The organism is [Clostridium] aminophilum DSM 10710, from assembly GCF_000711825.1.
Classification (GTDB): domain Bacteria; phylum Bacillota; class Clostridia; order Lachnospirales; family Lachnospiraceae; genus Clostridium_R; species Clostridium_R aminophilum.
Map to the genome: position 1 here is coordinate 102,690 of NZ_KL543982.1, position 12,989 is coordinate 115,678.

Here is a 12,989-nt window from a genome sequence, read left to right on the forward strand (position 1 = left end):
CCGATATGTCAGGATTTAAAGCATGTTTATTCAAAGATCTGAAACTGTTTTTCAAGCGGGCTGGGATTCTCTCCCTTCTCCTGCCCCTTCTTCTCTACGCAGCCATGTACTTCGGCTTCCGGAGTTTTTCTTCCTCGGCGGCGGTTCAGCCGTTCCCGATCGCGATCCGCGACGAGGACAATACTCTGATGTCCCGCAATCTCATCCTGCAGATGAAAGACATCCCGATGTTCTCCGAAGTCCGCGTTTTAGAGAACGGTGAAACCGACCGGGAAGTTCTGGAGCAGGGAGCTGCCGCTGTGGTCACGATCCCTCAGTACCTTTTTTACAAAATGTATGCAGTGGAGGAGTGCCCGGTAGACGTCGCCATCAATGACCGCATGGAACTTCCGTCCGCCCTCTTCCGCTCGATTTTCGGTTCCATCATGAGTATCATGGAGAGTGATGAGAGTTCTTTCCGCGGAGCATACCGCTATATGTACACCCTTCAGCACGGTCCGGAAGCGGCGGAACGCGATCTCGAAGATCCGGCGATCCGCGAAGAGATCAACCGCAAGGCATCCGCCGAGCTCCTCTCTGATGCCCTCGGCCGCCAGACGCTCTTCGACACTGAATACTCCGCTTCTCGTATCATGATCACCTCCGTACTGAGAGATATTCTCGCCGGCATTTTCCTGATCATGGTTCTCGGTTATGCGGTGACCGCGCTGAAAACCATCCCGGAAGAACGCCGTCTCGGCGTGATACCCCGGCTCGAGGCTCTCGGACACAGCAGCATCGTCTTCTACCTGTCCAAACTGATCACGGTTTTCCTCCTTCTGCTGCCGATCCTTTTCGGACTCTTCTGTCTCCTCCCCCGGAAGGCATTCTGGATGATTCTTCCGTGGACGGCACTTTTCATCCTGCTCGGCTTTCTCGAAATCCTGCTGATTGCCGAGATTGCCCGTGACAGCCGTTGGATCCAGCAGATCGGAAATCTCTTCCTTTTGCTGATGCTCATCAGCGGAGGAACCTTCTGGCCGCGTGCCGCCCTGCCCGGATTTCTCCGCGCAGTTTCGGGTCTATCGGTCTCCTACTATTTTTCCGAGATTCTGGAGATCGCGTCGAACCGGATGCTGTACACGCCGGAACGCCTCATAAAAAACACCTGCACCCCGCCGATGATCCTCTGCGGAATTCTGGTCCTGCTCATCCTGATCATCAAGCTGACCCGGAAGCTCCGCCCCATCTCTTCATATGCGGTTTCTGCATCCGATATGACGTCTCCCGGCGCCCCGGATACCACCGTGGTCGATTCTGCAGGAGCCGGACACTCTTCCGACACAGGATCCGCCGCAACCGAAGGTCTCTTCCCGGTACTCTCTCTTTCCGGATGGAAAGCTCTGGTCTTCTTCGGAAGTCCGTTCCGGATGATTCTGATCCTTCTCTTCTCCGGCATTCTGCTCTTTTCGGTGGAGACAGCCGTCTCGAGAAGACAGAACTCCGTCCGGATCTCGGTTCGGGACCTGGACCAGACGGAATACTCGGAAGAACTGATCCAAACCCTCGGAGCGCAGGAGGGCGTGACCATCACCGACGCCGGCGGCATTTTCTCCCTTGAAGCAGAACCGGAAGGCACACTGACGATCCCACAGGGATTCGGAAATCTCATTGCAGCCGGAAAACCGCTGACCGTTCACTATGAAGCGGCGCGGGACACCTATTCCGAACAGAGCACACGGGAAATCATCTCCGGCGCGGTCATCTCGGAAAAAAGTCTGTACAAATCACGGGCCATGGTGGAAAAAGAGATCGGCCGGACACTGTCGGATGAGGAATTTTCTGACATGAAAGAAATGATCCGCGCGGAACGCGCATCCATGCCGGATTCATACCAGATCCGGACGCTTTCCGAGCTAAAAGAGGCCGGTTCTTCCGCCCGGGAGCCCGCCGTTTCCGATCCGGTACAGGAAGAGTTCTCCGGTAATGCAAGCGGTTCTGATCCGAACCCTTCACACACGGATTACTCCGACACATCCTCCCGCGGTTCAGAAAAGAAGGCCTCTCTCTCCTCCACCGGCATCGTGGAGACCTTCCTTCCGGATACCTGGACCTTCTCCATCTTAGTGGTGACGATCCTTTCGCTCACCTACACCTCTGTCCGGGGAAGCAAAAGCATGCGGGCGGCGGACCGGAGGCTCCGAACCATGCCGCATGGCCCGATCCGGGCAGTTGTTTCCGATACTCTGCCGATCGCAGGTCTTCTTCTGATCATCCAGTTTACGGGACTTGCCCTCGGCAAAAATCTGAATCCTTATGCGGCGTTTTCCTCCGTCCTGTTCTCCGTTCTCATGGCGCAGTTCGGACTCTGGATCTCATCCGTGGTTTCCACGGAAGGCCGCGTTGACGGCCTGGCCTGCTTTCTGTCGATTATGATCCTTCTGATCGGCGGATGCTTTCTCGATCTCTCGGTTCTCTCCGACGGGATTCGGACGGTTACCTGGATTTCGCCGGCAGGTCTTGCCCGTGCAGTCATGAAGAAAAATGCCCTGGCCGCAGGACTCCTTCTACTGGAGAATATCCTCCTGACCGTGATCCTGCTGAGAAAGCGGGACCTCGGTTAAGGAAAACGATCCGGTCTTAGCAAATGTTCCGCTAATTGTCGTGCCCATGCAGAAAGCCGCGCAGCTGGTTCCGATCCTCCAAAGGATCCGGTTCCCGCTGCGCGGCTCTTCTTATGTTCTGTATTTTATTTTGTTCCGCGCAATTTCAGATTGAGAATCTTCTTCCGGTAGATGCGAATCATCAGAATCGTGGTCATGATGACAGACACGATCTCCGCGATCGCAAAGGAATACCAAACCGCGTCCAGTCCAAACATCCGCGCCAGAATCCACGCGGCCGGAACCAGACAGAACAGCTGACGGGCTACCGAGACGATCAGGCTGTAGACGCCATTGCCCAGCGCCTGGAACATGGAGCCGGTAACAATCGCATATCCCGCAAAAGTGAAGGAAAGGCTGATGGTCCGGAGTGCCGGAACACCGATCTCCAGCATCTGATCCGACGCATTGAAGAGCAGAAGGAGATCTGCGGTCTTCAGCTGGAAGATGAGAAGTCCCGCGAACATGATGATGACAGCAATCACAACGCCAGCGCGGTATGTCTGCATGATTCTCTTCTTGTTGCCCGCGCCGTAGTTATACGCGACGATCGGGATAAAACCGTTGTTCAGACCGAAAACCGGCATGAAGATAAAGGACTGAAGTTTGAAGTATACGCCGAGGACAGAAACCGCCGTCTCGGAAAAGGTGATCAGAATCCGGTTCATAAAAAAAGTCATAACGGACACGATCGCCTGCATGATAATGCTCGGAACGCCGACCGCATAGATGGTGCGGATCGTGCGCAGATCCGGGTGGAAGTCCTTCCAGGAAATCTGCACATCCGGATTCTTCCTGTGGTTGATGATGATCGCCATGATGCCCGCGACAAACTGGCCGCAGACCGTCGCATACGCCGCGCCCGCAATGCCGAGTTTCGGGAAACCGAACAGACCGAAGATCATAATCGGATCCAGAATAATATTCGTGATCGCACCGGAAAGCTGAGTGACCATGGACAGCAGCGTCCGTCCCGTAGCCTGCATGATTCGTTCAAAACACATTTCCGCAAATATGCCGACGGACAGGACCAGACAGATCCGGAGATAGGTTGTACCCATCTGCGCAACTTCCAGCGTCGGGGTCTGGCTGTGAAAATATGCCTTCGCGCCGAAAAGGCCGATCAGCGCGAATACGATCGCTCCGCATCCGGCAAGGAAAATGCCGTTTTCCGCCGTGATGTTGGCCGCCGCCTGATTCTTTTCCCCGAGCGAGCGGGAAAGAAGCGCATTCATGCCGACGCAGGTACCCGCGCTCACCGCAATGATCAGCGCCTGAATCGGGAACGCCAGCGAAACCGCCGTCAGCGCATTCTCACTGATTCTCGCGACAAAAATGCTGTCGACAATGTTATATAACGCCTGAACCAGCATTGAAATCATCATTGGAAGGGACATGCCGATCAGCAGACGGTTGACCGGCGTGGTTCCCATTTTGTTTTCTGCCATTGTTCTTCCTCCTGTTTTTCTTTTGTTCACATCCCAGTTCATATTTATGCGCACCGGCAGTGCGTCTGTGCCGGAAAATCCATATCCGAAACCGCATCTCATGATCTCTCATGAATTATTTCGTTGAATTCTGTAGATGTTCATAACCGTAACCATTCTATTATAGATGAATCCATCCCTCTGTCAATAAAGAGGTTCTGCCTGTTTTTTCCGGCTTCCGTGTTATAATATGGGAACGTGTAAAAAAAGGTGATGAAAGGAAAACCAATCCATGAAATACGAATACCCCTCTGTCTATGAAACCTTCCGGTGTATCGGCGGCGCCTGTCCGGACACCTGCTGCGCCGGCTGGGAAGTCGACATCGATCCCGATACCTATGACTATTATATGGAAACGGAAGGCGAATTCGGCCGGCGTCTCCGCAGTCACATGACCGAAGATGAAGACGGGGACATCTTTTTCCCTCTGACGCCGGAAGGTCGGTGCCCGTTCCTGAACCGGCAGGATCTCTGCGACATCTTCTCTGAACTTGGCGAGGAAAGTCTCTGCCGCGTCTGCACCGAATATCCTCGCTACTATCTCCCGGTGGGAGACTACGAGCAGATTGACATGAGTCTTTCCTGCATGGAAGTCGGCCGCCTCTTTTTCTCCGATCCGGAACCGGTCCGCTATCTCACACAGGAAGATATCATGGACGGTGATCCGATAAGCGCGGAAGAAACTGCCAGACGGGACGACATTCTCGAGCGCCGGAACGAAATGCTCTCCTTCATGCAGGAGGCAGCTTCCGGAACAGCTGACGAGCGCTTTGAAGCTCTTCTTTCCCGCTTTCCGGAACTTTCCCCCGAATCGGACGAAGAACTCCTCACAGCCATGGATCAGCTCGAACTCATCGACGAACGTTGGAACGATATCATGATCCCGATCCGCGCAAATCTCACAGCCATCCAAAGACAGGAACCGGCGTTTCTGGACCATGCCGACCCGGAATTTGACCGGTGGACCGGAAAGCTCATCTCGTATTTTCTCTTCCGCTACTGCCTGAATGTCTTCTCAAGCGGAAACTGGGAGAATGAAATGCGTTTCATTCGCCGCAGTCTCCGTTTCATCCGTCTGATGTGCATTGCCCGGGCAGCAGGACTTCTTCCGCGGTCTTCCTACGACGGACGCCTTTCCGGACAGGAAGAGAAAAACCACTGCAACAGTTTCACGCAAAATGATATGATCGACATCGCCCATCTCTATTCCAAACAGGTGGAACACTCGGACGGCAATGTGGAACTGCTGCGGAAGTTTATTAAATAACAGGAATTATCCTCAAATTATTAGTAATTTTTGGTATTTACTTACCAAAAATTTTCCATTAATTTCATTAATCATCACGAAATGTTAGTTTTACATCTGTACATTGGTATCATCAAAAGGTATAATGAGCATAATGTAAATACAGCAAATTATATAACAAATATATTTTGAATCCCGTTTCTTTGATAAATTCAAAAAATAATTCTTTTCATTATTTTATCGTGCGGTTGACTATCATATTTTTTGTTATAAAATTTATTTTATGATTATAATGTTTTGAGATTGGTTTTCCATTTCAGGCACAAACACAACGACTCTGAGGAAATGCGTTCGAACCGCTATAACACAACAGTTCGGACGCTGTTTTTATACATTGGGAAAAGGAGGCAGGACAGATGGCGAATACACCGCACGGGCTCGATTTTATGGAACCGACATTCATCCGTGAATCGGATCGCAATGATTTCTATCGGGCAAAATTTCGACGTTTCTGTCATTCATCCTTCGTGTCCATGACGCTCTCCATGCTCGTCGCTTTCGGTTTTTTCTTTGTCAACATCGCAACAGAGAAAATATCCAATGTGGCACTTCTTCTTTTCATGGATGCCCTGCCGCTCATCTCATGGCTCATCCTTTATTTCGCTCTGATTCGCCGAAAAAATATTCATTACCGCTGGAAGATCAAATCGATGTATTTCTGTGCCTGGCTGACACTGCTCTGCATCCTGATTTCGCATTATGCGCTCGATTTCACGGGTGCCCTGGTCGTGGATCTCACCCTCGCACACCTGATCGTATTCGGAATCGGCATCAGCGCGCCGGTCAGGGAAATTTCAAAGCTCTCCATTTCCTTCTCCATCATCGAGCTCATGGCGTTGTTCGCATTTCCGGGCATCTGTGCCAGTTTCATCCTCGCGGTCTGTATCACGATGTCTTCCGGAATCTCTGTCATGCTCTATAATCTCGAAGAGGCCTATGCGGACCTGTATCTTTCCAAGCGAAAGATCGAGTATGATATGTTCCACGATCCGCTGACCGGAACCTTCAACCGCAACAAATGGAATGCGCTTTCAGCGGACCGCCGCGTCAACCGCCGAAACGAAACGGTTCTTCTGATGATGGACATTGATAAATTCAAGTCGGTCAATGACTGCTACGGCCACGACATCGGCGACAAGACACTGCAGCGGACGGCCAATATCGTTCAGTCCTGCCTGCGCAATGAGGACATCATCATCCGGACCGGCGGCGAGGAATTCCTGGTCATCCTTTACAACACCACCGTCGCAAAAGCCTATCAGATCGCGGAGCGGATGCGCACCGCCATCGAGGGCGCATCCTTTGAAAAGGTGAAGCACATCACCATTTCCATCGGTCTGAGCGACAATACGAAATCCGATTTTGACGACGCCTTCAAAAAAGCGGACATCGCGCTCTACCAGTCCAAGAAAAAAGGCCGCAACTGCGTTACGGTCTATGATCTGACGATGGATGAAGACTGTGCCCTGTCCACGATCTGATGAAGCCGTGGCGTGGCTTTGGCGAGTCAGCCGCGTAAATACAATACGCTCTGTTGTGAACTTTCCTTCACAGCAGAGCGTATTTTTCACTTCTGAAACAGATGATATTTACAGGATGTAATGTTTACAAGGTCTTGCCGGGTCCGAGTCTGTCTCCTCAGCCTTCCGTTGCAAGTTCCGCATATTTTGCTTCGTTCTTTTCCTTGTAGTGGTGTGCGTCCTCCAGCATCATCGCTTTCACCTTCATGAGACGGATCTGCGTGGATCGCTCATTCTCATCCAGTTTCATCGTGATGTACTTGATGATCCTCTGGCACTCCGGAATCGTCACATGCTCCAGCGCATTTACACGCCGGCGTGTCTTCTCGATCTCGGAAGCCATCAGCTGACAGGATTTCTCGATCTCCGCCAGTCTCAGCATATCCGGAAGAATATCGGCGAGGGATTTGACCGCCCCGTCGAGATCGCCGGATGTAAATGCGAAACCGTAGGAGTAAATGTCATTGGCGTCCGCCGTCTTCGTCTTTGTCGTATAGACCGGGATATTCACGCTCATGACGTTCTTGTATCCGATGTCCAGATCGACGGCCTGCTTCGGCGTCATCAGCGCGGTAGACAGGGTCTGCTGGTCCATTCCGGCCTTGGCAACAACAAAATTCCGGTTGGCGTCGCGGATTCCTTCTTCCACTTTCAGACGAAGTTCCATATTTTCACGTACCAGATCGAAGAACTGGCGCATCAGCTCATCCCGCTTATCCTTGAGGAGCTTGTGGCCCCGGAGGGCCATCACCAGCTTCTTTTTGGTCTTCGCGAGCTCCATTCTGGTCGGTATGATCTGTGAAGATGCCATAATCCTTCACCTCCTCAGACTTTTCCGTAATACTCATCCAGGAACTTATCGTTAATTCTCTTCAGCTCGGTTCTCGGCAGCTCACTCATCAGCTTCCAGCCGATGGTCAGCGTCTCTTCGATGGAACGGTCCGTGGTATATCCCTGGGAAACATATTCCTTCTCAAAATTATCCGCAAACTTTGCATACTTCAGGTCAATCTCGGTCAGCGCCGCCTCGCCGAGGATGGTCATAAGCTCTTTCGCATCTTTTCCTCGCGCGTATGCCGCGAACAGCTGGTTCATGACATTGGCGTGATCGGCACGGGTCTTTCCCTCACCGATACCTTTATCCTTCAGTCGGGAAAGCGACGGCAGAACGTCAATCGGCGGCTGGATTCCCTTGCGGTAGAGATCACGGCTCAGCATGATCTGTCCCTCGGTGATGTATCCGGTCAGATCCGGGATCGGATGGGTCTTATCGTCCTCCGGCATGGTCAGAATCGGGATCATGGTAATGGAACCGTTCTTTCCTCTCTGACGGCCGGCACGCTCATACAGCGTCGCAAGGTCGGTGTACATGTATCCCGGATATCCGCGGCGTCCCGGAACCTCTTTACGGGCTGCGGAAACCTCACGGAGCGCATCGGCATAGTTTGTGATATCGGTCAGGATAACCAGAACCTGCATATCCTTCTCAAACGCCAGATACTCCGCTGCGGTCAGTGCCATTCGCGGGGTGGAAATACGCTCGATCGCCGGGTCATTTGCCAGATTGACAAACATAACGGTACGGTCAATGGAGCCGGCCTCACGGAAGGACTGCTCGAAATAGTTCGCCTCCTCAAAGGTGATTCCCATCGCGGCAAAGACTACCGCAAACTTCTCATTGTCGCCGCGAACCTTCGCCTGACGCGCGATCTGCGCCGCCAGATTCGAGTGCGGAAGACCGGAAGCCGAGAAGATCGGAAGCTTCTGACCTCTTACCAGTGTGTTCAGGCCGTCGATGGCGCTGACACCGGTCTGAATGAACTCCTGCGGATAGGCGCGGGCTACCGGGTTCATCGGAAGTCCGTTGATATCGCGGCGCTCCTCCGGAAGAATCTCCGGACCGCCGTCGATCGGTCTGCCCAGACCGTCGAAGACACGGCCGAGCATATCTTCGGATACGCCAAGTTCCATGGCGCGTCCAAGGAATCTTACTTTACTGTTGGAAAGGTTGATACCGGTCGCACTCTCAAAGAGCTGAACCAGAGCATTTCCGCCGTCGATCTCGAGAACACGGCAGCCTCTGGTCTCTCCGTTGGCAAGCTCGATCTCACCCAGTTCCTCATATGCGACGCCCTCGACGCCGTGTACCAGCATCAGCGGGCCGGCAACTTCCTGTATCGTCCTATACTCCTTCGGCATGATCAGTCACCCTCCTTCACTGCTGCTGCGATTTCATCGATAAGCTGCTGCTGAACCTTCTTGTAGGTATCTTCGATCTGGTCCTCCGGAACGTATTTGAAACGTCCGATCGCCTCTCTCACCTCGAGATCGATCAGCTTCTGCAGCGGCGCGTTCTTACCGAGTGCCGCCTCGGACTCGGTGTAATATGCGATAACCAGCTTCTCAAGAAGATACTGTTTCCGAAGCGATGTGTAAGTGTCGACATCGTCGAAAGAGTTCTGGTGCAGGAAGTCCTCACGGATCGATCTTGCCGCCTCCATCTTCAGACGGTCTCTCGGTGAGAGCGCGTCCATGCCGACCATCTGCACAATCTCGTTCAGCTTCGACTCATCCTGAAGGATGCTCATCATCTGCTGGCGGTTGCTCATCCAGTCATCGGATACATTTTTGTCAAACCACTTTCCCATGTTGTCGAGATACAGGGAATAGGATGTCAGCCAGTTGATCGCCGGGAAATGTCTCTGGTACGCAAGGTTTGCGTCCAGCGCCCAGAATACCTTGACGATTCGCAGCGTCGCCTGGGATACCGGCTCGGAGATATCACCGCCCGGAGGCGAAACCGCACCGATAACGGAAAGCGCGCCTTCTCTTGCATCGCGTCCAAGAGCGACAACCTGTCCCGCTCTCTCGTAGAACTGGGCAAGTCTCGATCCAAGGTAGGCCGGATAACCTTCCTCACCCGGCATCTCTTCCAGTCGGCCGGACATCTCTCGGAGCGCCTCGGCCCATCGTGAGGTGGAATCCGCCATCAGCGCGACAGAATAACCCATGTCGCGGAAATACTCCGCGATCGTGATACCGGTGTAAATGGATGCCTCTCGCGCCGCTACCGGCATATCCGAGGTGTTCGCGATCAGAACGGTTCTCTCCATCAGGGAGTTTCCGGTCTTCGGATCCTTCAATTCCGGGAACTCATTCAGAACGTCGGTCATCTCATTTCCACGCTCGCCGCATCCGATGTAGACGATGATATCCGCATCGGCCCATTTTGCCAGCTGATGCTGGATAACGGTCTTGCCGGATCCGAACGGGCCCGGTACGGCTGCTACGCCGCCCTTCGCGATGGGGAAGAATACGTCGACAACACGCTGACCGGTTACCAGCGGGGTCTGCGGCGGAATCTTCTTCGCATACGGTCTCTCTTTTCGAACCGGCCATCTCTGCATCATGGTCAGCTCGCGCTCGGAGCCGTCTTTCAGTGTCACAACCGCCACCACGTCATCCACGTGGAAGCTGCCTTCTTTGATTTCTTTAACCGTTCCGGTGACTCCCACCGGTACAAGAATCTTGTGAAGTACCGCGCGGGTCTCCTGAACGGTTCCGAATACGTCGCCCTCGGTGACTTCATCACCGACCGCAACCTGCGGCTTGAAATCCCATGCGGCTTCTCTCTTTAAGGACGGAACCGCAACACCTCTCTGAAGGCTGTTGGAGCCGGCTGCTTTCAGGATATCATCCAGCGGACGCTGAATTCCGTCGTAAATGCTGCCGATCAGTCCCGGTCCAAGTTCTACCGACATCGGTGCGCCGGTGGACTCTACCGGCTCACCCGGTTTCAGCCCTGCCGTCTCCTCATATACCTGAATGGACGCCTGGTCTCCATGCATCTCAATGATCTCGCCGATCAGTTTCTGGTCGCTTACTCGAACGACATCGAACATGTCGGCATCGCGCATGCCCGTGGCGATAACCAGCGGACCGGCAATTTTTTTGATCAGACCTGTACTCATATCGAATCTCTCCCTTTCTTGGCTAAGCTCTGCTTTTCCGGTGCGGAAATCCTCCTCACCGGATCTCTTCCGGTCAGTTCTGTCCGCCGAACAGGATATCGGAACCGACTGCCTGTTCTACCGACTTCTTTACGTTTTCCACGCCTGCTCCGGTGTTGCCCGAAACGCCCGGGATCGGTATGATCGCCGGAATCGCGCTCTCCGCATATTTATCGGCTTCTGACCCCAAAAGCGTCTTGGCCTTTTCGGTGATGTAGATTATTCCATAGGTTCCGGAAGCCAGCTCATGAAGCTTTTCCACTGCCTCTTCCGCGGTTTTGACAGGGAAGATATCAAGACCGAGCGAGGCGAACCCATAAACACTGTCATAGTCCCCTAAAACTCCGATCTTATACATACATTTCCCTTACCCTTTCCCGGATTGCTTCTTCCTTCAGTCCGTTCTCTTTTCCGGAAAGAATGATTCTTACCGTCTTGATCTCATTCTGTCTGGCGATGACCCATGCAAACACCGGTCCGATCGTGAACGGGTTGTATTTCTGCGGTTTCATGGTCTCGATAACCCGGTTGTCGCACCAGCGCTCAAAGGCGGACATCGAATCGGAAAGCGCTTCCGCACCTTCGCTGTACGAGGTCTGGCCAATGTATTCTTTCACGCTGTCAAATCCGCCTGCTGCCGCTCTCGCCAGATGTCCCGCATCCAGCGATCCGCAGGCCGCGAGGGCCCGATTCAGAAATTCCAGTGATTTTCCGGTCTTCGCGCCGCGCACGGCAGTGCGGATATCCGCCACCGCCACGGTCTCCTCCGCGTAATCGCGGACAATACTCTCTTTCGCGTTCTTTCCCGCCGAAAGGATGGCCTCCAGACACGCCCGATCGATAATCATATCCGAGAGCTGGGCATCTCCCGTATGGAGCAGCGTGTCCGCCGCCTCCTGCGCCGCTTCGCGCATGGAATCCGGAAGTCTGTCCCAGTTTTTTCCCTGTGCGATCTCTTCCATCGCTTTTCCCGGGATGGCTGCATCCTCATAATAGATTCCCGGAACCGAAACGCCGGTGCAGCTGCTCCGGACGGCCGCTTTCAGATTGTGAAAGGTCTTCGGAAGAGACAGCACATCGAAATTGTCCAGTCCGACGCGAAGTTCGGAGACAACTTCCCAGATCTTGCTCTCTTCCGCAGCGAGGAGCTCATCGGCCCCCTCCGACTCGGAAGGATGGCCCCAGCCGCGTTCCCTCAGGAACTGCAGGCTCGCTGCCATATCCGGCATTGCGATCAGCTGATCGATCACCGAACCCGTGAAGAGCGAGACCTCCAACGCGCGGATGCGTGCAACCGCGTAGGTATATTTTTCGCTCATTCTTTTCCTCCTGATTATGATGATTTGTTTCCCTGCGGACATGCCGGCATCCGGCATTTTCCGCACGGCGGAAACGGTTGTCAGATATCAATAATACTTTTATTGGAAAAGAATCCTGCGCACGCAGTCCGAGAGCTCATCGCGGCGGGTCTCAAAAATAGTCCGCAGCGTGCAGTTCTCCTCCATGCCGTCATAGTCGAGGACGAAGCCGCCTCCGACCGCCTTGTCCGAGCGCTCCACCGTGAGCTTTCCGCCGGCCTTCTGTGCCAGTTCGGAAACCTGCGCCGGGAAGTCTGCCGGCATGTTATCGTAATCCTTCGCGGAGAGAAGGAATCTGCCTTCCCTTCCGGAAGCATTTTTTGCCAGAAGTTTCAGAAGGAACGGATAATAGCGGTCCGGAGCCATATTGGCCAGCTCCGCCTTTGCCGCTTCAAGAACTTCCGTGATGGCATTCTGACGGGCAGTCAGACGCGCGGTTCTGCGCTTCATGTCTGCTCCGGAGATTGCTCTCTGGCGCTCCCCCTCCGCTTTTGTCTCCGCGTGGGCTTTTGCGTCCGCAATCTCCTTCTTTGCCTCTTCCTCTGCCAGTGCCACGGTCTCCGCTGCGCCCTTTTCCGCTGCAGCGATCTTCTGCTCCGCTTCTTCCTTCGCCTCCAGCAGGATACGTTCCTTAATCTTCTCTATTCCTGCCATATGATGCTCTCC

General features: G+C 53.6%; 10 protein-coding genes. 3 read left to right on the top strand and 7 right to left on the bottom strand.

Annotated features, from left to right (window positions below; translation table 11 throughout):
• The first annotated feature begins 5 nt into the window (after nt 1-5).
• A complete protein-coding gene (locus BR86_RS0114105; protein WP_031474954.1) occupies nt 6-2,603 on the top strand; it encodes an ABC transporter permease in 2,598 nt (865 codons plus the stop codon).
• Between the two features lie 125 nt (nt 2,604-2,728).
• Here BR86_RS0114105 and BR86_RS0114110 read toward each other — a convergent pair whose 3' ends face one another.
• Nucleotides 2,729-4,090, bottom strand: coding sequence for an MATE family efflux transporter (locus tag BR86_RS0114110; protein WP_031474956.1), 1,362 nt, complete (start codon nt 4,088-4,090; stop codon nt 2,729-2,731).
• 271 nt (nt 4,091-4,361) lie between these two features.
• Between BR86_RS0114110 and fliB the strand changes: the two genes are divergently transcribed.
• Both fliB and BR86_RS15455 read left to right on the top strand, forming a co-directional pair.
• Entirely contained in the window at nt 4,362-5,396 is a 1,035-nt protein-coding gene (gene fliB / locus BR86_RS15450) for a flagellin lysine-N-methylase (RefSeq protein WP_031474958.1), read from the top strand.
• Nucleotides 5,397-5,791: 395 nt separating this feature from the next.
• The gene (locus BR86_RS15455) at nt 5,792-6,916 is read left to right on the top strand and encodes a GGDEF domain-containing protein (RefSeq protein ID WP_051684839.1); all 1,125 of its coding nucleotides are present in this window, start codon (nt 5,792-5,794) and stop codon (nt 6,914-6,916) included.
• A 157-nt stretch (nt 6,917-7,073) separates the two neighbouring features.
• Here the strand turns inward: BR86_RS15455 and BR86_RS0114125 are convergent, their stop codons facing one another.
• The 6 genes from BR86_RS0114125 to BR86_RS0114150 form a co-directional block, all read right to left on the bottom strand.
• The gene (locus BR86_RS0114125; RefSeq protein ID WP_031474962.1) at nt 7,074-7,766 is read right to left on the bottom strand and encodes a V-type ATP synthase subunit D; all 693 of its coding nucleotides are present in this window, start codon (nt 7,764-7,766) and stop codon (nt 7,074-7,076) included.
• A 14-nt stretch (nt 7,767-7,780) separates the two neighbouring features.
• Nucleotides 7,781-9,154 (bottom strand): V-type ATP synthase subunit B, encoded by a 1,374-nt coding sequence (locus BR86_RS0114130; protein ID WP_031474964.1) that lies wholly within the window; start codon nt 9,152-9,154, stop codon nt 7,781-7,783.
• A gap of 2 nt (nt 9,155-9,156) precedes the next feature.
• Nucleotides 9,157-10,926 carry a V-type ATP synthase subunit A gene (locus tag BR86_RS0114135; protein ID WP_031474966.1) on the bottom strand — a complete coding sequence of 590 codons (1,770 nt, stop codon included), beginning with the start codon at nt 10,924-10,926 and terminating at the stop codon, nt 9,157-9,159.
• Nucleotides 10,927-10,999: 73 nt separating this feature from the next.
• Nucleotides 11,000-11,323, bottom strand: coding sequence for a V-type ATP synthase subunit F (locus BR86_RS0114140; protein ID WP_031474968.1), 324 nt, complete (start codon nt 11,321-11,323; stop codon nt 11,000-11,002).
• Nucleotides 11,316-12,284: a V0D/AC39 family V-type ATPase subunit gene (locus BR86_RS0114145; protein ID WP_031474970.1), complete on the bottom strand. Its 969-nt coding sequence runs from the start codon at nt 12,282-12,284 to the stop codon at nt 11,316-11,318. The genes BR86_RS0114140 and BR86_RS0114145 overlap by 8 nt, the downstream gene beginning before the upstream one ends.
• Before the next feature lie 99 nt (nt 12,285-12,383).
• The gene (locus BR86_RS0114150) at nt 12,384-12,977 is read right to left on the bottom strand and encodes a V-type ATP synthase subunit E (RefSeq protein WP_031474972.1); all 594 of its coding nucleotides are present in this window, start codon (nt 12,975-12,977) and stop codon (nt 12,384-12,386) included.
• Between the last annotated feature and the right edge of the window lie 12 nt (nt 12,978-12,989).